We start from the raw sequence: 19,385 nt of genomic DNA, 5'->3' as shown, positions 1-19,385 counted from the left end.
AATACGGTTTTTAGGGCTGGGCGGCGATCGCTGCGAGGACCGATTGTCAGTGCCGGGATCTACCTTCGATGTCATGACTCAGCAGGGGGTGCGCTGGACGGCGGATCAGGTGCTGGCACTGGCGCCTGACGTCTCGTCACGCAAAGCGGGAAGCAAACTCGGCGCGGCCGGACCGTGGTCGGAGGCCGGCAGTACTGACGAGGGGACGGTGTGGGGGCTGTGCAAGGGCAGTGGCAGCAAGCCGTATCAGACGGTCGTCGACATCGCGGACGCCACCGGGCCCGCGTACAAGTGCAGTTGTCCGAGCCGCAAGTTCCCGTGCAAGCACGCGCTCGGCCTGCTGCTGCTCTGGGCGGGCGGCGATGGGGCGGTGCCGCGAGGAGAGGCGCCGGGCTGGGCGGAGGAGTGGCTGGCGGGCCGGCGGAAGCGTACGGAGGAGAAACGGGCGGCGGGGGCGGCCGGTTCCCCGGCCGGGTCCGCTGATCCGGAGGCGGCACGGCGCAGGGCGGAGCGCCGGGCCGAGCGGATCACGGCGGGGGCGACGGAGTTGGAGCAGCGCCTCGCCGACCTGTTGCGCGGCGGCCTGGCCACGTCGGAACAGGCGGGCTACGGGCTGTGGGAGGAGACGGCGGCCCGCATGGTCGACGCACAGGCCCCCGGACTGGCAGCGCGGGTAAGGGAGTTGGGGGCGATCCCGGCGTCCGGTCCGGGCTGGCCGGTGCGGCTGCTGGAGGAGTGCGCGCTTCTTCACCTGCTCAACCGGGGCTGGCTGCGCCGGGACGAGCTGCCGGAGGGTCTGGCGGCGACGGTGCGGTCCCGGATCGGCTTGCCCGGTTCGGCGGACGGTCCGCCGGTGCGCGACCGCTGGCTGGTCCTCGCCCAGTACGAGACGGCGGACGCCCGTCTGACGACGCGCCGGATCTGGCTGCACGGCGTGGAGTCGGGCCGGACCGCCCTGCTCCTCTCTTACGGGGCGGCCGGCCGCGCCCCCGAACTGGCCCTGCCGGTCGGTCTGGCGTTCGAGGCGGAGGTGTCCGTGTACCCCGGGTCCGGTCAGCTCAGGGCGGCCCTGGGCGAGCGGTTCACACCGCCCGCGCCGACGGACGTACGGCCACCGGGGACGACGACCACATGCGCGGCCGAGCGTTACGGGGAGGCACTTCAGGGTGATCCCTGGCTGGACTCCTTCCCGGTGACGCTGGGCCGGGTCATACCCGTACCGGACGGCGGCTCCTGGCAACTGGCGGATGCCGACACCGACCTGGCGCTGCCCCTGGCCCCCTCCGCGGTCGCTCACCCGGGCCTGTGGCGCCTCGTCGCCCTGTCGGGCGGGGCCCCCGTCACGGTCTTCGGCGAGTGCGGTCACCGGGGTTTCACCCCTCTGACCGCCTGGCCGCAGGGGACGGCGGGACAGGCGGTCCCGCTGTGCTGAGGCGGCGCGGCACTCCACGGCTCACGACACGACGACTCCCCACGACTCCACTCCTGGCCCGGCGAAAGGGAATGTCATGAACGCCAGCAGCGCCTCCTCCCCCACAGGCTCGCCCTCCGCGCGTGTCTGGGAGGAGTTGGTCACCGCGGCACTGCTCGGCACGGAGCGGCGTACGCCCCCGGGTTGCCCGCCGGGCAGCCAGGCGCCGGTCGCGCTGCTCGGCGCGGCGGCCGTGGAGACCGTACGGCGGCGGGCGGGGCTGCGGCCGGCCCGGGCGGCGAAGCGACCGGAGCCCGCGGCGGCGGACCCACGCCCGCCGCTGCCCCCCGCCGCTGCCCGCAGACTCGCGCTGCTGCTGGCCGACCGGCCCGGCACTCCCGGCGGCAGCGGTCGCAGGGGTACGGCACCGGATCTGATGGAACTGCTGCCCCAATGGCTCGCGGCGGCGAACAGACACGGCTACGCGGCCCCTCCTCAGACACTGCCCGCACTGCTCGACGCGGCCCGGGGGCGCACGGATCTGCGGCCGGCGGCGCTGGCGTTCGCGGGTCCGCGCGCTCTGTGGCTCGCACGGCTGAACACGGACTGGCGGTTCGCCCTGCGCTCGACCCCGGGCGGGGGCGCGGCCCTGCCCGGCGCCGAGGAGTCCGACCGGATCCGGCGGCTGTGGCAGGAGGGCCTGTTCGCCGAGCGCGTCTCCCTCCTCGCGGCGATTCGCGCGCGGGAGCCCGCCGCCGCCCGGGAGTTGCTGGAGACGACCTGGTCGACGGAGCGCGCCGAGGACCGGCTGATGTTCCTCGACTCGCTCCGCACAGGACTGCTCGCCGCGGACGAGCCTTTCCTGGAGCGGGCGTTGGCCGACCGCAGCCGCAACGTCCGCGCGACAGCGGCCGAGTTGCTGTCCGCCCTGCCTGATTCGGCGCTCGCCGCCCGGATGGCGGTCCGGGCGGGAGCGTGTGTGGCGCTCGACCACACGAACAGCACGGATGTCACAGATGGCAGCGGCGGTGACGAGAGGAGGGACGGACCCGCGCTCGTCGTCGAGGCGCCGCACGAGTGCGACGCGGGCATGGAGCGCGACGGTGTCGTGGCCAAGGCCCCGGCAGGGCGGGGCGAACGGTCCTGGTGGCTCGGCCAGTTGGTGGAGGCGGCCCCGCTCGGCTCGTGGTCGGCGCGGCTCGGCGGACGTACGTCTGAGGAGATCGTGGCCCTGCCGGTCACAGACGACTGGCAGGGTGAGCTGCACGCCGCGTGGTGCCGGGCGGCGGTGCGACAGCGGGACGCCGACTGGTCCCGGGCCCTCCTCGGCAGGCCCTCGACACCCGAGGCCGGCGGGCCCGGAGCAGCGTCCCTGGCGGAGCGGGCGAAGCTGCTCGCCACGCTGGACTCCGCCGAACGGGCCGAATGGGTCGCCGGGTTCATCGCGACGCACGGGCTGTCCGAGGCCTTCCAACTGCTCGGGGTGTGCGCGGTGCCGTGGGCTCCACCGCTCGGGCGGGCAGTGGTCGACGCGCTCAATATCGCCCGGGACGCGGGGAGTTACCCATGGAGCTTCAGCGGAGTGATGGGGCTGGCGGAGCGCTGCCTGGATCCCTCCGAGGCCGGCCGCCTCGACGGCCTGCTGGCGATCCCGGACGAGGGGGAGGACGCGTCGCCGGGCGCGGGAAGCTACTGGGCGGAGGCGTTCCAGCGCCTCATGGGCACATTGCGCCTGCGCGCGGCGATGGCGGAGGAACTGGCGGCGGGCGAGCCGGTGGGCGGAGCCTGAGCCGCGACCGAGAGCGCTCCGCGCCCAGGCCCTACGCCCCCGCCGACTCCCGTGCGTTCGCCCGTACCCACTCCACGACCGACGCGCTGGTCGCCTCCGGTGTGAAGACCTCCGCGACCCCCTTCTCCTTCAGCGCGGCGATGTCCGCGGCGGGGATGTTCCCGCCGCCGAAGACCTTGATGTCGGCCGCGTCATGCACCCGCAGAAGGTCGATCACGGCCGGGAAAAGGGCGTTGTGGGCGCCCGAGAGGACGGAGAGTCCGATCGCGTCGGCGTCTTCCTGGATCGCGGTGCCGACGATCTGCTCGGGCGTCTGGTGGAGGCCCGTGTAGATGACCTCCATTCCGGCGTCACGCAGCGCCCGCGCGATCACCTCGTCTCCACGGTCGTCGCCGTCGAGCCCCGGCTTCGCCACCACCACGCGGATCGGTCCGGCTGCCGCACCCATCGCTGCCTCCCTGAAGTGAACGAACGTTATGTCAAGCATCCCGCAACCGGCAGTTTCGCGACCGGTGCCGAGGGGGAAATCACACGGTGGGACACGTTCGCCACGCACCGGTGGGACCGGCGCAAGGGGAGCCGCATCGAGGTCGTCGCACCACCGCGTCGCGAGCCACGCGCCGGGGCGGGCAAGGCGGGGCGGTGTGTCGGAGATGGCAACGAAGGGCAGCAGGGCACGACAGCGGGGAGCTTCGTCGCCGTACGGCAAGGAGCTTCACCACCCCCTTGGCGTCCCACACGTCACATGCCCCACTCGTGCCCCACCCCCGACGCCAACCACCACCGGCCGCCCTCGGCGCGACCCCCACGAGGGCACACGGGGGCCGGAGAAGTCCTCCGCGTGCCGACAGGAGGTCGGCCATGAAGGTCACACGGGCAGCACTGCCCCTGCTTCCGCTCTGCCAGCGCGTTCTGCCGAGCAGACTGACGGGACTCTCCGTCGCCCTCCTCAAAGCGACAGCCCTGGAGTTGGCGATCCTGGCGGGGCACCTGCTCCTCTATCCGTCGGGCATCGCCCAGGAACGCAGGGCCGCGACCGTCCCGGACCCCACCGTGCCCCCCGAGACCGTCACCGCGCACCTGCCGGTGGAGCCGAAGCCCCCGGTCGTTCTCCTCCACGGTTTCATCGACAACCGCTCCGTCTTCGTTCTGCTGCGCCGCTCCCTCGCCCAGCACGGCCGGCAGCAGATCGAGTCACTCAACTACTCCCCGCTGACCTGCGACATCCGCACCGCGGCGGAGCTGCTCGGCCGGCACATAGAGGAGACATGCCGGCGCACGGGCCAGCCGCGGGTGGACATCGTCGGGCACAGCCTGGGCGGCCTGATCGCGCGGTACTACGTCCAGCGCCTCGGCGGTGATCTCCGCGTCCGTACGCTCGTCACCCTCGGCACCCCGCACTGCGGCACCCGCGTCGTTCCGCTGGCGGACGCGCATCCCATCGTCCGGCAGATGCGCCCCGGCTCGGATGTCATCGAGGAACTGCGCCTGCCCGCACCCGACTGCCGTACGCGCTTCGTCAGCTTCTGGAGCGATCTGGACCATGTGATGGACCCGCCGGAGACGGCCCGCGTCGACCACCCGGATCTGTCGGCACAGAACGTGCAGGTCACCGGCGTCGGTCACCTCGCCCTGCCCGTGCACCCGGCCGTCGCGACCGGGATACGGGAGGCGTTGGACCAGAGCGACGACGTCCTCACCGCCGGAGCACGGTCCGACCGGGCGCGAACAGGCGGCCTGACCGTGGCGTAGGGCCCGCCCAAAACCCTTCCCACAGGCCGGTCATGAGCGCTGAACGACCTGCGAAATTCGAACAATCTTCGAACGCCAGGCCAAACCCGTGCCCGCAGTCCCCCGAAACACGGCCGATTGCCCGTTTCCCTCAGGCACGAAACCTGCAGAAGATTGTCGCGCCCGCATACCGCCGGGTACAGTCGCCGCACTGCTCTGCCAGCCCCTGTTGTCGAGGCGAAAGAGAAGTTGGTGAACGAACGTCACCCGTCGGGAGCGATGACCGCCCCGACTCCGGCTTCCAATGCCGCGACGGCTCAGTACGCGTCGTACGGCACAGAGGAAGTTCCTTTTGGTGACTTCACCACGTACGACCCCACCTTCGCCAACGGTTTGGACGCGGACTTGGGCACGGGTACCACCACGGGAAATTTCGATACCGACCCGCTCTTCGGCAATATGCCGGGCGGCGACACCACCGGTTCGTACGACAACTCCCAGTGGTCCACCGGCAGTCACCACACCCTGAACTACGACGCGTACGCGGCCCAGCATCACGCCGCCTACGACACCGGGGCGTACGACACCACCACCTGGGCGCCCGGCTACCAGCAACTCGCCGACATCCCCGCGCAGTCACCGCCCCCGGGCAGCGAGACCAACGGCTGGGGGTCCCCCCTCTGGGAGCAGGACTCCGGCACCTGGATCCAGCCCGAGCAGAGCGGCGCCGCCGACCAGACCCAGCAATGGGACTGGGGCACCCAGGTCTCCGACACCGGCGTGTACGACGCCACGCAGTGGAACTCGGACAGTGACCCGGGCAGCACGCCCGCGCCGTCCGCCGAGTACGACCGCGAGCACGAGTACGACCAGCAGGCCACCGCGATGTTCGAGCAGATCACGGACGTGGCGGACGTACCGGAGTACGACCTTCACGCTCTCGCCCACGACGAGTCGGACCTCGTCACCGACGGCGAACTCCCCGCCGAGGTCCCGCTGCTCGACGGGCAGGAAGAGCTCGCCCCCGGCCTGGTACCCGGAGCCGGGCGCGCGGCGTCCCGTACGGCGGTGCGCAACGCGGGCCGGTCCCGGCGTCGCCCCCCGGCCAAACGTTCCGCTCTGCTGACCATCGCCGTCCCGTCCGCCTGTGTGATGGGGGTCGCGGGTATCGCCGCCGCCTCCGTGGGAGGGCTGAACGGTGACGAGGCGCAGAACACGACGGCGTCGGCGCCCGACGGTGTCGCCGTGAAGCCGTCCACCGCGAACAACAAGCTGGACTCCCAGCTGGAGAGCCTCTCCGCGGGCGCCGACGACTTCGCCGACCGGGCGAGCCGGACGCAGGAACGAATCGACCTCAAGGCCCAGCAGCTCGCCGACAAGAAGGCAGCGGCGGCGGAGGCGGCCCGCAAGGAGCGACTGCGCCCCAAGTACGCGCTCCCGGTCGCACAGCGCGGCCTCAGCGCCTACTTCGGCCAGGCCGGCATCAACTGGATGTCCGTGCACACCGGCATCGACTTCCCGGTCTCGTACGGCACGACGGTGATGGCCGCGACCGACGGCACCGTCCGGACCCAGTGGAACAGCGCCTACGGCAACATGCTGATCCTGACCGACAAGGACGGCACGGAGACGTGGTACTGCCACCTCTCCAGCTACCAGGTCGCGTCCGGTACGACGGTCAAGGCCGGCGAGCCCATCGCGTACTCCGGGAACTCCGGCAACTCGACCGGACCGCACCTGCACTTCGAGGTTCGGCCCGCCGGCGGCTCGGCGATCGACCCGCTCCCGTGGCTCCGCAGCCACGGCCTCGACCCGACGTAGATCCCGTTCGGTTCCCGGAACCCGTCTCCCTTTACCTGCGTCGCCGGCGTGACCCGGGCATCTCGACGATGCCCGGGTGTCCGGTCAGAGCTTCTCCACCGGCGCGTACCGCAGCAACAGCCGCTTCGGCTTGTCCTCGCCGAAGTCCACGGTCGCCTCGGCGTTCGAGCCGGTGCCCTTTACACCCACCACGGTTCCCAGACCGAACTGGTCGTGCGTGACCCTGTCCCCCACCGCCAGCGCGACCACCGGCTTCTCGACACCGCCCCGGCGCGTGGCGAAGCCCGACGCGCCCGAGGCCGCGGTGCGCGAGCGGGAGGACGACAGCGACGACGCCACCCCGGAGGCCGGGCCCGAGGATGTCGCCGGAGCCATCGCGCCCGTGCGCTTCCACTCCAGATGGGCCGCCGGGATCTCCTCAAGGAAACGCGAGGGCGGGTTGTACGAGGGCTGACCCCACGCACTGCGCAACGACGACCGCGTCAGATACAGGCGCTCACGCGCGCGCGTGATGCCGACGTAGGCGAGCCGTCGCTCCTCCTCCAGTTCCTTGGCCTGGCCGAGAGCACGCATGTGCGGGAAGACGCCGTCCTCCATGCCGGTAAGGAACACCACGGGAAACTCAAGGCCCTTGGCGGTGTGCAGGGTCATCAGGGTGATGACGCCCGAGCCGTCGTCGTCCTCGTCGGGGATCTGGTCAGAGTCGGCGACCAGGGCCACCCGCTCCAGGAACGCGGCGAGCCCTGCCGGAGCCGGCGCCTCACCTTCGGCGGCGGGCTGATCGGCCTCCCCCGCCTCGGCGGCCGCTACCGACTCCTGCTCGAACTCCAGGGCCACCGCGGCGAGTTCCTGGAGGTTCTCGATCCGGGTCTCGTCCTGCGGGTCGGTCGACGCCTGCAACTCGGCGAGGTAGCCAGTGCGTTCGAGCACCGCTTCGAGGACGGTCGCCGGGCCCGCGCCCGACTCCACGATCGTCCTCAGGTCCTCCATCAGCGTGTTGAACCGCTTGACGGCGTTGGTCGACCGGGAGGCCATGCCGTACGCCTCGTCCACCCGCTTCAGCGCCTGCGGGAAGCTGATCTTCTCGCGCTGGGACAGCGCGTCGATCATCGCCTCCGCGCGGTCGCCGATACCGCGCTTGGGCACGTTGAGGATGCGGCGCAGCGGCACCGAGTCCTCCGGGTTGGCGAGGACACGCAGGTAGGCCAGTACGTCCCGGACCTCCTTGCGCTCGTAGAAGCGGACACCGCCGACGACCTTGTAGGGCAGGCCGACGCGGATGAAGATCTCCTCGAAGACACGCGACTGGGCGTTCGTCCGGTAGAAGACGGCGACGTCACCCGCCTTCGCGTCGCCCGCGTCCGTCAGCCGGTCTATCTCCTCGGCGACGAACTGCGCCTCGTCGTGCTCGGTGTCGGCGACATAGCCGGTGATGCGCGCGCCCGCGCCCGCGTTGGTCCACAGGTTCTTGGGGCGCCGCGACTCGTTGCGCTCGATGACCGCGTTGGCTGCGCTCAGGATCGTCTGCGTGGAACGGTAGTTCTGTTCGAGCATGATCGTCGTCGCGTCCGCGTAGTCCTCCTCGAACTGGAGGATGTTGCGGATCGTCGCGCCCCGGAAGGCGTAGATCGACTGGTCGGCGTCTCCCACGACGCACAGCTCGGCGGGAGGCAGATCGTGCTCGCCGGGCGGTACGTCCACCGGGTGTTCGGAGGTTCCGACGAGTTCCCGTACGAGCGCGTACTGGGCGTGGTTGGTGTCCTGGTACTCGTCGACGAGGACGTGCCGGAAGCGACGGCGGTAGTGCTCGGCGACATCCGGGAAGGCGCGCAGCAGGTTGACCGTCGTCATGATCAGGTCGTCGAAGTCGAGCGCGTTGGCCTCACGCAGCCGCGACTGGTACATCGCGTACGCCTGGGCGAGGGTCTTCTCGAAACCGTCGCTCGCCTGGGCGGCGAAGTCCTCCTCGTCGATCAGCTCGTTCTTCAGGTTGGAGATCTTGGCGCTGAACGACTTGGGCGGGAAGCGTTTGGGGTCCAGGTCCAGGTCGCGGCAGACGAGCGCCATCAGTCGCTTGCTGTCGGCGGCGTCGTAGATGGAGAAGGAGGAGGTGAAGCCGAGCCTCTTGCTCTCCCGCCGCAGAATCCGTACGCACGCGCTGTGGAAGGTCATCACCCACATCGCGTTCGCGCGCGGGCCGACGAGCTGCTCGACGCGTTCCTTCATCTCACCGGCGGCCTTGTTGGTGAAGGTGATCGCGAGGATCTGGCCGGGATGGACGCCTCGCTCACCGAGCAGATACGCGATGCGGTGCGTGAGCACACGCGTCTTGCCGGAGCCGGCTCCCGCCACGATGAGCAGAGGGGTGTCGGCGTGCACGACGGCCGCGCGCTGGTTCTCGTTGAGCCCGTCCAGGAGCGCGGCCGGGTCCACCACGGGGCGCGGGGCGCCGTCGCGGTAGTACGCGTCCCGGTCCGGCGGCGCGTCGAACTTCCCGCCGAACAGATCGTCCGGAACGGTCTCCGGCACATGCTCGTCCTCGGGCGGTGGCGGGGGCTCCTCCGCGTGGGCCCGAGGGCTCTGGAGGTCCGCCAGGAAGCTGTCGTCAAAGAGGCTGCTCATCGCTCTCCGAGTCTAGGCGCCCCCACTGACAACCCGCCGCCACCCCGAAAACAACGCAGCCGGGATGCGAGCCCTGGATCAGACCTCACTACACACAACCTGATAATTACTTCCATAACACCCTGAATTGAATTCAAAGAGCCATGTTTAGGGTCGAGGTCACAAAAACGTATCGGGCATAGCGGTCATCAACCTTCACAGAAGCCACACCCGTTGGTTAGCGTGCCGTAAGGCCGCTCGACCTCCACCGGCGAACATCGCCGGGCCGCGCGGCCTCCGCCGAGTCCGATCGTGCCGCCCCGTGCGGCAGGAGCCGGGGACCCACCGAGAACTTGGGGTGAATCGGTCCGACTGCCGTCCAGGGCAAGGACCGTAGGGCAACCCTTCCGAATTACCCGCCCGAACCCGACAGCTAACCCGGTAGGCGGAACGTGGAAGGAGTCGCCTCCCTTGGCGTCGTCGCACCGCAAGTCGCGTCCTACGGGAACGCGCGTAGCAGGCATACGGCCCCCCGCCTTCGCCACGGCGGCCCTGACCGCCTCCGTAGCCCTGCTGACCCAGACCGCCAACGCCGCGTCGGCGGAGCCCGGCACGCCACTGGCACCCTCGGCCGACGGCCGGCCGAACATGGAGGAGGTCGAGGCGGAGGTCGACGACCTCTTCCACCAGGCCGAGTCGGCCGCCGACGTGTACAACGCCGCCAAGGAGAAGGCCGTCAGGCAGCAGGGCCGTGTCGACGCCCTGATGGACGACGTGGCCCGGCGCACCGAGAAGCTCAACGACGCGCGCGAGGAGCTGGGTTCCTTCGCCGCGGCCCAGTACCGCACCGGGTCGGCCGCCCCCGACACGGCGACGTTCCTACTGGCGGACACCCCGCAGGACTACTTCGACCAGAACCAGCTGACGGACCGCCTGACCGCCCGCCAGAAGGACACGGTCGACGAGTACGTCAACCAGCAGGCCGAGACGACGCGGAAGCGCCAGGAGGCCACCGCGAGCCTGGAGTCGCTCACGGAGTCCCAGAACGACCTGCAGACGACGAAGACCGCCGTCCAGACGAAGCTCGCACAGGCCCGCCGGCTGCTTACCCGCCTCACCGCCGAAGAGAAGCTGCGGCTCGCGGCCATCGAGCGCGCGAAGCAGGCGGAGGCGCGCCGCCAGGCGCAGGAACTCGCCCGGCAGCAGCAGGCCGCCGAGCAGCGACGCCGGCAGGACGCGGCGGCGGCTCAGCGGTCACCGAGCACCACCACTTCGGACACCGCCACCCCCGCGGTCCCCGACTCCTCGTATGCCGGCAAGGCCGAGAAGGCCCTCGCCTTCGCACGCGCACAGGTCGGCAAGCCGTATGTCTGGGGTGCGGCGGGACCAGATTCATACGACTGTTCGAGTCTCACCCAGGCCGCCTGGTGGGCCGCCGGAGTCAGCCTTCCGCGCACCACCTACGACCAGGTGAACGCTGGGACAACCGTCTCGCTCTCCGATATCCAACCCGGTGACCTGGTCTTCTTCTACGAAGGCATCAGCCATGTCGGCCTGTACATCGGCAACGGCATGATGATCCACGCACCGAAGCCGGGTGCCTACGTCCGCGAGGAGTCGATCTTCTACGACGGCGAGTCCGCGATCCACAGCGTGGTGCGCCCGGCCTGACCAGCCGACGGGGGAGCTCGGCTGGTCAGGTCCAGAGCACTGCGATGAAGATGTTCGCGGTGGTGAACAGTCCCACCAGTCCGAACAGGCGCTTGTCCACGGTCTCGTCATCCCGCTTCACATAGACGAGGCCGAGGATCACGATCAGCAGGGCCAGCTTGAGGCCGATCTTGACGTTGTTGACCGGCTGGTCGTCGGCCTGATTGAGGCCCACCAGGGCGACCCCGGTGACCAGCATGGTGAAAGCACCGTGCAGCATCGCCGGCACGAAGCGGGCCGTGCCCTGTCCCATCGCCTTCAGCTGGGTGAGGAACCCGCCCAAAAGGCAGGCGATGCCGATGATGTGCAGACCGACGCAGAAATGGATGAGTACGTCCATGAGCCGGAGCCTAGTCAGCGGCTCCCGCGTCGTACGACACCGGGCCGGGCGTACGGCCTTAGCGAGGTGTCCGCCCGGCACCCTACGGTTGAAGGCACCTCGCATATATGCACCCCATAGCACCCTGTAACCCTCACGCGCCCCGTGAACCGCCGCATCGGTCAGCCCTCTGCGCGAGTCGGCGACGCCGAAAGGGGATCACGGTCGCATGCGGTCACCCGGCGGTCGGCTGAGGCCAGTTCCGTACATGGCGTTACCTCACCACACCCCCAGGTTTAGCGTCCTGCACCAGGTGACCGGCTCCCCACCGCCGCCCGGGCCAGGGGCGGCAGTCGGACACCACCGCCGAGAAAGTCCGGCGGCGGACCGCTCCCCCTGTGCGAGCCGTCGCCGGACGCGCCACCGCCCTCCTGGGCCGCTTCCCAGGCAGTCTTCCGGCGGTCGTCGTGGTGGCGGTCGTACGAAAGGACGTGACGCCCCCGTGGCCGCGCACCGCAAGCCCCGACAGCGCTCACTCAACGGCAATACGGCCCGCACCGCCGCGACGATCGCCCTCGCGGGCGCGGCGACGGCGACCGGCTTCGACGGCATCGGGTACGCCGAGCCACAGCTGACAACGGCGCAGGTGGAGGCCAAGGTGACCAAACTGTACGAGGAGGCGGAGGTCGCCACCGAGAAGTACAACGGCGCGAAGGAGAAGGCCGAGCGGGCGGAACGGCGGCTGGGCACCCTGCGGGACGAGGCGGCACGCAAGGAGGAGCGGCTCAACTCGGCGCGGGAAGCGCTGGGTTCGATGGCCGCGGCGCAGTACCGCTCCGGCGGTCTCGACCCCGCGCTGCAACTCGCCCTCTCCGACGACCCGGACAGGTATCTGGACGGCGCCGCGTTCGCCGAACGGGCGGGCACCAGGCAGGCGTCGGACGTGGCCCGCGTACGCAAGCAGCTGCGGGAGATCGAGCAGCTGCGCGGGGCCGCCCACGTAGAGCTGGCCACCCTCAGATCCCGTCAGGCCGAGCTGAGCCGCCACAAGAAGACCGTGACCGGAAAGCTGGGCGAGGCCCGCCAACTACTGTCCCGCCTCACCACGGAGGAACGCGCCCGGCTGGCGACGGAAGGCGGCAGTGGCAGTTGGGGCGGCGGCTGGGGTGGGGGGCACGCTTCACGGTCGTCGGGGAGTGCGCGGGAGGGCCTCGGGTCATCAGGAGCGACCGGAGTCGCTGGGGCCCCCGGTGCGGCCGGGACCTCCGGAGTGGCCGAGGCGCCCAACTCACGTGCGGCGGCGGCTGTCGCCTACGCGTACCAGAAGCTCGGCAGCCCCTATGTGTGGGGCGCCACCGGGCCGGACGCCTTCGACTGCTCCGGCCTCGTCCAGGCCGCGTACCGCTCCGCAGGGATCTCCCTTCCCCGCACCACCTACGCCCAGATCAACGCCGGCCAGCGGGTCTCACCGTCCGAACTCCTCCCCGGCGACCTGGTGTTCTTCTACTCGGGCATCAGCCACGTGGGCATCTACGTGGGCCACGGCCAGATGATCCACGCCCCGAACCCGTCGGCGCCGGTACGGGTGGCACCTCTGGACGAGATGCCGCTCGCGGGCGCCACAAGGGTGGTGTGAGACAACGCCGACCAGGCGGCCCCTCTCCCCCTTCTCCCCCTAGACCAGACGCCGTGCCGTGGCCCACCTCGTCAGCTCGTGCCGGTTCGACAACTGGAGCTTCCTGAGTACCGCCGACACATGCGACTCCACCGTCTTCACGGAGATGAAAAGCTGCTTGGCGATCTCCTTGTACGCATAGCCCCGGGCGATCAGCCGCAGTACCTCTCGCTCGCGCTGGGTGAGGCGGTCGAGATCCTCGTCCACCGGTGGGGCGTCCGTGGACGCGAACGCGTCCAGGACGAACCCGGCGAGGCGCGGCGAGAACACCGCGTCGCCGTCCTGGACACGGAAGACGGAGTCGACGAGGTCCGTGCCGGTGATCGTCTTCGTCACGTATCCGCGCGCGCCGCCCCGGATCACACCGATGACGTCCTCGGCGGCATCCGACACGGACAAGGCCAGAAAACGCACCGGCTGGGTGGCGTCGCCCATCAACGGCGCACAGCGGCGCAGGACTTCGACACCGCCACCGCCCGGCAGATGGACGTCGAGGAGAACCACCTCGGGCCGGGTGGCGGTGATGACGGTGACCGCCTGGTCGACATCGGCGGCCTCGCCGACCACCTCGACGCCGGTCCGCTCGGTCTCCCCGATCTCGGCCTGGACGCCCGTACGGAACATACGGTGGTCGTCGACGAGAACCACACGCACCCGTCGCCCGCTCGTGTCACCGCTGCCGCTGCCGGCGGACCGGCCTGCCTGTGCGGCTGGGGCAGATGCCGTCGGTTCGGCCGGTTCGGCTGTCCCTGTCGGTTCGGCCGACTCCGCCGAACCGGCCGCCCCGGTCAGCCCGTTGTCCCCGTGCGCCTCGCTCATGACGTGTTCTCCGCCCTCTCCATCTCCAGCTCGACCTCCGTGCCGCCGCTCGGTACCGCGCGCAGCCGCGCCGTACCGCCGTGGCGCTCCATACGGCCGATGATCGATTCTCTGACGCCCATGCGGTCGGCGGGTATGGAGTCCAGGTCGAAGCCGGGTCCGCGGTCCCGGACGGACACGAAGACCGTCCTGCCCTCGACCTCGGCGTAGACCTGCACCGCGCCGCCCTCGCCACCGTACTTGGCAGCGTTCACCATCGCTTCCCGCGCGGCCTGCATCTGTGCGCCGGTTCTGTCGTCGAGCGGGCAGTCGCCGACGACCACGACCTCTATGGGGACGCCGTGCTTGTCCTCCACCTCGGCCGCACTGCGCCGCACCGCCTCCGCGAGGGTGCCCGGCTCGTCGTCCTCGTCCTTTCCGGTGCCCTCCGGTTTGTAGAGCCAGTTGCGCAGTTCGCGTTCCTGGGCACGGGCGAGGCGACGCACCTCGTTCGGACTCTCCGCGTTGCGCTGGATCAGGGTCAGGGTGTGCAGCACCGAGTCGTGCACATGGGCCGCGACCTCCGCGCGCTCCTGCGCGCGAATGCGCATCAGACGCTCCTCGGAGAGATCCTGGGTCATCCGCACGAGGTACGGACCGGCCAGCAGCGCTATCCCGACCAGCACCGCGAGCGCCGCCTGCAGAACCGAGCCGAGGTGGGCGGCGGAGCCCTGCAGGACGAAGACGCCGGACACGCCCGCCGTGACCAGCATGACGCCGGCCGCCGCCCGGACGAGGGTGAGGGTCCGCCGACGGCCGCCGACCTCCATCCAGCGGGCCCGCCGTGCGTTGTCCGCCTGGCGCCAGACCAGCGCGACGCCGGCGGCGACGAGCACGGCCGGGAAAAGGTAGACCTTGGCGCCGCCGCCGAGATTCACATTGCCGACGAAGACCATGGCCACGACCACCATGAGGAGCAGAGCGACGATCTGCCCCTTGTCCGGCTTGCGGGCGACGAGCCTGCGGCGCCCGTCGGGCGAGGTCTCGGTGCTGACGAGGGACGGGGGCCGCTGGGCCTCGACGCCGCCGACCCCGAGCGGGACGAAGAACCAGAAGGCCGCATACAGCAGCGCACCGAGCCCGTCCGCCATGAACAGGCCGACGAACATGAGACGCAGCCAGATCACGGGCAGCCCGAGATGCCCGGCGAGCCCCCGCGCCACGCCTCCGAGCCAGCGTCCGTCACTGCTGCGGTAGAGCTTGCGCGGGGGCCGCGGTTCGACGAGTGGCAACGCTGCGGCTTCGGGCATGCCATCGATGTTCACACGCCCGGCGGGCCCGGGCATCAGGGTCGGCCCCCGAGACTCCCCTGATCTTCCGGCCCAGCTGCCGTCGAACGCTTCCCCCGCCCTGTCTCAGGGCCGATATCAGGGTTCGTCCAGGGTCATACCGACTGCCGCCGAGCCGCCCCAAGCGCCACCATGGACTCATGACAGATCACGCACACGCCGCGACGGGTCCGGGACCCGGCTCCGGCCCACGCCCCACCCCGGGCGTCGGGCCGCAGGATGCCGCGCCCGCCGCGGCGACCCCGCCCACGGAGAAAGGGGAACCGCGCGCGCCCGAGCACGCGGCGACAGACGACCAGCTGCCGATCAGGTTCCGGCGCGACCGACGGCAGAAGATGCTGGGCGGAGTGTGCGCGGGGCTCGGGCGGGCGTGCGACATGGACCCGGTGATCTTCCGGATCACTCTCGCGGTGCTCTCCGCGACCGGCGGCATCGGCCTCATCTTCTACGGCTTCGCCTGGCTGTTCGTGCCGTACGACGACGAGGAGGAGAACGAGGTCCGCAAGCTGCTCACCGGCCGCGTGGACGGCCAGGCGCTGACAGCAGTGCTCTTCGCCCTGGTCGGCTGCGGTGTGTTCCTGACGATGCTGAAGAACGGCGGGGTGCTCTCCTTCGCCGTCATACTGTCCATCCTTCTCGCGGGCGCCGGCTACTGGTCGCGCAACCGCGGCGCTCCCGACCCCGACCCGCTGGCCGCCCAGGCCGTCGCCGACGCCCCACCGGAGGCCAAGGCGCCCCCGGTTCCCTCCGCCTACCCCTCCTGGTGGCGCGACCCCATCGTCAAGGACGGCACCCACGTCGGCGGTACGGGCTATCTGTGGGGCCCTTCCGACACCCGCGACCGGGACATCGCGGCAGCGGTCAACATCACCTACGGCAACTACGGCGGACCGCATCCGGGCATACGGACCCCCTGGCCCAGCCGGCCGAAGCCGCGCGGCGCACGCTGGATCGGCGGCTGGGTCTTTCTGCTCGCCCTCCTCGCCGGTTTCCTCGGCACGGCCGCGAGATGGGACGACGCGGCACTCGCCACCAGCTTGCAGACCGGCTTGGCCTGCGCGCTGATCGTCTTCGGTGTCGGCATCGCGGTCAGCGCGTTCCTCGGCCGCACGGGAGCCGGCTCGATCTTCCTGGCGATCATCACCGCAGCCCTGTTGGCGGGCTCGGCCGCACTGCCCAAGGACGTCAGTACCCACTGGGTGCGCACGGAGTGGACACCGACCGCGGTGGCAGACGTACTGCCGAGGTACGACCTCGGTACGGGCGTCGCCACGCTGGACCTGACCGGGCTGCGCCTCGCCAAGGGGCAGACGGTGACGACCGCGGTCGAGGTGGGCGTGGGCAGGATCGAGGTGATCGTGCCGAAGGATGTGACGGTGGAGGCGGATATCGAGGTCGGCATAGGTGACATCCAGTTGCCCGGCGAAGGGAAGCAGGACGTGGACGTGGCACCCGGCAAGCACAAGCAGGTCACGCTGCCACCGGCCGACGAGGGCAGCGCCGGCACGGTCGACCTGGACCTCGGCGTCGGCGTGGGACAAGCGGAGGTGACCCGTGCCGCGTCATGAGTTCCAGCCCGGAAAGCTGATCGCCGGTCTCTTCGTCACCGTCGCGGGCATCACCTACCTGGGCGACGCGGGCGATGCCTGGGAGACACCCTGGTTCGCGGTGATCCCGCTCCTGGTGTTCGGCCTTGCCCTGGCAGGCGCGGTGGCCCTGCTGACCGGGGCGATACGCCGCCGCAGGACATCCCGCCACGCGGCAACACCCACCGACAACAGAACAGAGACGACAGAACCTGGGTGAGAGCTGCCGGAGACAGCCGGCTGACCGCCGCCCACCGCACCAGCGGTGGGCACCCGACCTCGCGCACCGGCTCTCGAACCACCCCCTCCGCTACCGATAGCCGCCGGACCGCTGCCGCCGTCGGGACCGCAGAGCGGCGTCGACGGAGAAGACGGACGCGCCGGCGAGGACCAGGGGAAGCCAGGCCATCAGGTACGGAAGATCATTTCCGTAGTAGTACGGGGTGGAGGCCCAGCTCACGGTCAGCCAGAGGCTGAGCGAGATCAGCGCTCCGCCGACCGCCGCCAGGCGGGCGAGCAGCCCCAGCAGCGTGCCGATACCGACCGCCAGCTCGCCGAAGGCGATGGCGTAGCCGAAGCCGGCGGGGCTCTTGAGGGCGAGGTCCACCAGGGCCGGGATCGCGGAGGAGTCCCGGACGCTGCGCATCAGGTCACCGACAGAGCCTGATCCGGAGTCGGCGAAGAAGGAGCTGTTGGTGAGTTTGTCCAGGCCGGCGTAGATGAAGGTGATGCCGAGGAAGACACGCAGGGGCAGCAGGGCGTAGCGGGTCGCGGTGTCCCGCCAGTCCCGGTCGCCGTCGAGATAAGGGGAGCGCGTATCCGATCGAGTGCTGTGAGTCATCGCCCTGAGCCGCCTCTCGCCTGCCGTACGTTGACCCCTCAACAGACCATACGTACGACAACGTGACCTCGCTCACCCCTGGCACAGGATTTTTGCCATCGGTGACCGACCGTTCTCCCGACCGCCCGCCCGACCGGCCGAGGACGTCCACCCAGTTCGTTCGCCCGGCGAGTCCGTCGGCTTGTCAGCCCGTCAGTCCAGCAGCCTTTTCGGTCTGTTCAGACTGTTCGGTCGGCCAGGTCCGCCGGGTCCGTTCAGTCCGTCACGTCGATCACGCACCGGTTCGTCTCCACGCCCGCCGCGGTCACCACCTGCACCTCGACCCGGCCGGGCTCCACATCCGCCGGGACAGGCACCGTCAGTACGTCGTCGCGGGGGTTGCTGAAGCCGCCGGGTACCGGGACCAGGGGGACGTGGACATGGACCGGGCCGATGCGGACGACCATGCGGGACAGTCGGTCGGCGGTGCCCGCGCCCGGGGGCACGAAGCCGGCGCCGCGGATCTCGATGTCGTCGCCGGTGCGGATCGGGGCGTCCAGATCGCCCGCCTCGCGGGACCGGACGACCGAGAGGATCACCGGTCGGCCGCCCTCCGCGTACTTGCCGGCCACATAGGTCGCCGCCGACACCAGCACCACCACCGCCAGCCCCCACGGCAGGTCCGGCAGCTGATCCGGGCGCCTGGCCAGTCGTACGACCGCGAAGAGGAGAGCGACCGTGCCGATCAGCACGTACTGGATGTCCGCGAAGGTGCCGCGGCCCGCGTCGTCCGTCAGGAGGTCGGCCGCGCGGGGGCGGTCCGCGCGTACCTTCTGCAGGCGCTGGCCGAGGACACGCAGGCCGACGACCCTGCGGACGAGCACCGCGATGGCGCACACCACCGCGAGGACGGTCACGACACCCGCGCCCCGGGCGAGGTCGAGGCCGGCGATCAGCGCGTCGCGCTCCTCGTGGCCGGAGGCCCCGGCGAGCCGGCCCACCAGGACGAGTACGGCGTACGCGAGGAACAGCACCCAGCTCGCGGCCACCACCCGGGAGGTCGACAGGCGGTTGTCCTCGCCGATCAGGGGCGCGAGCGCCCCGCCCCGCGCCCGGTGGAACCAGGACGCGGCGGTCAGCACGCCTCCGACGAGTACGGCGGCGACCAGTCCGGCCGTCCGGGCGGCGGTCCAGCCCGCTCCGATCGCGGTGAGCGCCTGCACGAGCAGCAGGACGCCGATCAGCGCCCACACGGTGAACGCCGTGCGGCGCCACAGCCGCGCGAGCCATACGTCGCCCTCGGCCCGGCCGCGCTCGGCGACGACGGCCGCGGACTGGGTCAGTTCGTCGGAGACCCACTGGCGGGAGGCCGAGGCCGAATACGCCACCGCCGCCGGCAGCCCCTGCCCGGCCGCGAACCCCTCCCGCATGAGCAGGAACTCGGCGACCGCGCGCCGGTGCCCCGTACGCGCCCCGTGCGGGCAGTCCCCACAGGCGCAGCCACCCCCGTGGTCCCCGGGCAGCACACCTTGCCTCGCCTCCTGCACCGCCACGCCCGAAGCCTGCCTTCCCCACACCCGACACGACACTTCACGAACCAGGACATCCACCCACCGGAACAAACCTGGGCAGAACGGGACTTTGGGAGCCTCAGACGTGGCTCACGCAACTCCCCTACGACGAGAGCGAATTGTGCCCTACCTAACACTCGTTGTGTGCGGCAGGTCGGCCCCGGCAGGGGAAAAGGCGAGTGAAACCGTGACCCGCTTGTTGAC

General features: G+C 70.7%; 15 protein-coding genes and 1 riboswitch. Of the genes, 8 read left to right on the top strand and 7 right to left on the bottom strand.

All coding sequences use genetic code 11. The features are described from left to right. The first annotated feature begins 73 nt into the window (after window positions 1-73). Both PV734_RS41855 and PV734_RS41850 read left to right on the top strand, forming a co-directional pair. Complete coding sequence (locus PV734_RS41855; RefSeq protein WP_319294641.1) at window positions 74-1,432, top strand: SWIM zinc finger family protein; 1,359 nt, start codon at window positions 74-76, stop codon at window positions 1,430-1,432. 76 nt (window positions 1,433-1,508) lie between these two features. Continuing rightward, a complete protein-coding gene (locus PV734_RS41850) occupies window positions 1,509-3,200 on the top strand; it encodes a DUF5691 domain-containing protein (protein WP_319294639.1) in 1,692 nt (563 codons plus the stop codon). A gap of 31 nt (window positions 3,201-3,231) precedes the next feature. Here the strand turns inward: PV734_RS41850 and PV734_RS41845 are convergent, their stop codons facing one another. Next, entirely contained in the window at window positions 3,232-3,648 is a 417-nt protein-coding gene (locus PV734_RS41845) for a cobalamin B12-binding domain-containing protein (protein WP_319294637.1), read from the bottom strand. Between the two features lie 413 nt (window positions 3,649-4,061). Between PV734_RS41845 and PV734_RS41840 the strand changes: the two genes are divergently transcribed. Then, window positions 4,062-4,952 (top strand): esterase/lipase family protein, encoded by an 891-nt coding sequence (locus tag PV734_RS41840; RefSeq protein WP_319092474.1) that lies wholly within the window; start codon window positions 4,062-4,064, stop codon window positions 4,950-4,952. A 258-nt stretch (window positions 4,953-5,210) separates the two neighbouring features. Next, the gene (locus PV734_RS41835; protein WP_319294635.1) at window positions 5,211-6,752 is read left to right on the top strand and encodes a M23 family metallopeptidase; all 1,542 of its coding nucleotides are present in this window, start codon (window positions 5,211-5,213) and stop codon (window positions 6,750-6,752) included. Window positions 6,753-6,836: 84 nt separating this feature from the next. Here the strand turns inward: PV734_RS41835 and pcrA are convergent, their stop codons facing one another. Next, complete coding sequence (gene pcrA, locus PV734_RS41830) at window positions 6,837-9,374, bottom strand: DNA helicase PcrA (protein ID WP_319092476.1); 2,538 nt, start codon at window positions 9,372-9,374, stop codon at window positions 6,837-6,839. A gap of 267 nt (window positions 9,375-9,641) precedes the next feature. Next, window positions 9,642-9,817, top strand: a riboswitch (cyclic di-AMP (ydaO/yuaA leader). A 7-nt stretch (window positions 9,818-9,824) separates the two neighbouring features. Between pcrA and PV734_RS41825 the strand changes: the two genes are divergently transcribed. After that, window positions 9,825-11,024 carry an NlpC/P60 family protein gene (locus tag PV734_RS41825; protein ID WP_319294633.1) on the top strand — a complete coding sequence of 400 codons (1,200 nt, stop codon included), beginning with the start codon at window positions 9,825-9,827 and terminating at the stop codon, window positions 11,022-11,024. Window positions 11,025-11,049: 25 nt separating this feature from the next. On the opposite strand, the gene PV734_RS41820 is transcribed toward PV734_RS41825, so the two are convergent. Further along, entirely contained in the window at window positions 11,050-11,403 is a 354-nt protein-coding gene (locus tag PV734_RS41820) for a hypothetical protein (RefSeq protein WP_319092478.1), read from the bottom strand. 481 nt (window positions 11,404-11,884) lie between these two features. Here PV734_RS41820 and PV734_RS41815 point away from each other — a divergent pair, with 481 nt between their 5' ends. Further along, window positions 11,885-13,018 (top strand): NlpC/P60 family protein, encoded by a 1,134-nt coding sequence (locus tag PV734_RS41815; protein WP_319092479.1) that lies wholly within the window; start codon window positions 11,885-11,887, stop codon window positions 13,016-13,018. A gap of 39 nt (window positions 13,019-13,057) precedes the next feature. Here the strand turns inward: PV734_RS41815 and PV734_RS41810 are convergent, their stop codons facing one another. Together PV734_RS41810 and PV734_RS41805 are read right to left on the bottom strand one after the other, a co-directional pair. Further along, a complete protein-coding gene (locus tag PV734_RS41810) occupies window positions 13,058-13,876 on the bottom strand; it encodes a response regulator transcription factor (protein ID WP_319092480.1) in 819 nt (272 codons plus the stop codon). Beyond that, window positions 13,873-15,201 carry a PspC domain-containing protein gene (locus PV734_RS41805; RefSeq protein ID WP_415924358.1) on the bottom strand — a complete coding sequence of 443 codons (1,329 nt, stop codon included), beginning with the start codon at window positions 15,199-15,201 and terminating at the stop codon, window positions 13,873-13,875. The genes PV734_RS41810 and PV734_RS41805 overlap by 4 nt, the downstream gene beginning before the upstream one ends. A gap of 143 nt (window positions 15,202-15,344) precedes the next feature. Here PV734_RS41805 and PV734_RS41800 point away from each other — a divergent pair, with 143 nt between their 5' ends. Both PV734_RS41800 and PV734_RS41795 read left to right on the top strand, forming a co-directional pair. Then, window positions 15,345-16,772: a PspC domain-containing protein gene (locus tag PV734_RS41800; protein ID WP_319092482.1), complete on the top strand. Its 1,428-nt coding sequence runs from the start codon at window positions 15,345-15,347 to the stop codon at window positions 16,770-16,772. Further along, window positions 16,759-17,010: a hypothetical protein gene (locus tag PV734_RS41795; RefSeq protein WP_319092483.1), complete on the top strand. Its 252-nt coding sequence runs from the start codon at window positions 16,759-16,761 to the stop codon at window positions 17,008-17,010. The genes PV734_RS41800 and PV734_RS41795 overlap by 14 nt, the downstream gene beginning before the upstream one ends. Window positions 17,011-17,100: 90 nt before the next feature. Here PV734_RS41795 and PV734_RS41790 read toward each other — a convergent pair whose 3' ends face one another. Together PV734_RS41790 and PV734_RS41785 are read right to left on the bottom strand one after the other, a co-directional pair. Then, window positions 17,101-17,631 carry a DoxX family membrane protein gene (locus PV734_RS41790; RefSeq protein ID WP_319092484.1) on the bottom strand — a complete coding sequence of 177 codons (531 nt, stop codon included), beginning with the start codon at window positions 17,629-17,631 and terminating at the stop codon, window positions 17,101-17,103. Between the two features lie 254 nt (window positions 17,632-17,885). Beyond that, a complete protein-coding gene (locus PV734_RS41785) occupies window positions 17,886-19,163 on the bottom strand; it encodes a hypothetical protein (RefSeq protein ID WP_319092486.1) in 1,278 nt (425 codons plus the stop codon). Window positions 19,164-19,385: the final 222 nt, after the last annotated feature.

It is taken from the genome of Streptomyces sp. AK08-02, from assembly GCF_033795085.1.
GTDB classification, from domain to species: domain Bacteria; phylum Actinomycetota; class Actinomycetes; order Streptomycetales; family Streptomycetaceae; genus Streptomyces; species Streptomyces echiniscabiei.
The sequence above is the reverse complement of the archived record's forward strand: the minus strand, read 5'-3'. Positions and strand labels throughout refer to the sequence as shown.

Coding starts and splice junctions, on each gene's coding strand:
- PV734_RS41820 (WP_319092478.1), bottom strand. CDS start 11,403: ATGGACGTACTCATCCATTTCTGCGTCGGTCTGCACATCATCGGCATC.
- PV734_RS41855 (WP_319294641.1), top strand. CDS start 74: ATGACTCAGCAGGGGGTGCGCTGGACGGCGGATCAGGTGCTGGCACTG.
- PV734_RS41790 (WP_319092484.1), bottom strand. CDS start 17,631: ATGACTCACAGCACTCGATCGGATACGCGCTCCCCTTATCTCGACGGC.
- PV734_RS41810 (WP_319092480.1), bottom strand. CDS start 13,876: ATGAGCGAGGCGCACGGGGACAACGGGCTGACCGGGGCGGCCGGTTCG.
- PV734_RS41835 (WP_319294635.1), top strand. CDS start 5,211: ATGACCGCCCCGACTCCGGCTTCCAATGCCGCGACGGCTCAGTACGCG.
- PV734_RS41805 (WP_415924358.1), bottom strand. CDS start 15,201: ATGCCCGGGCCCGCCGGGCGTGTGAACATCGATGGCATGCCCGAAGCC.
- PV734_RS41840 (WP_319092474.1), top strand. CDS start 4,062: ATGAAGGTCACACGGGCAGCACTGCCCCTGCTTCCGCTCTGCCAGCGC.
- PV734_RS41850 (WP_319294639.1), top strand. CDS start 1,509: ATGAACGCCAGCAGCGCCTCCTCCCCCACAGGCTCGCCCTCCGCGCGT.
- PV734_RS41845 (WP_319294637.1), bottom strand. CDS start 3,648: ATGGGTGCGGCAGCCGGACCGATCCGCGTGGTGGTGGCGAAGCCGGGG.
- PV734_RS41800 (WP_319092482.1), top strand. CDS start 15,345: ATGACAGATCACGCACACGCCGCGACGGGTCCGGGACCCGGCTCCGGC.
- pcrA (WP_319092476.1), bottom strand. CDS start 9,374: ATGAGCAGCCTCTTTGACGACAGCTTCCTGGCGGACCTCCAGAGCCCT.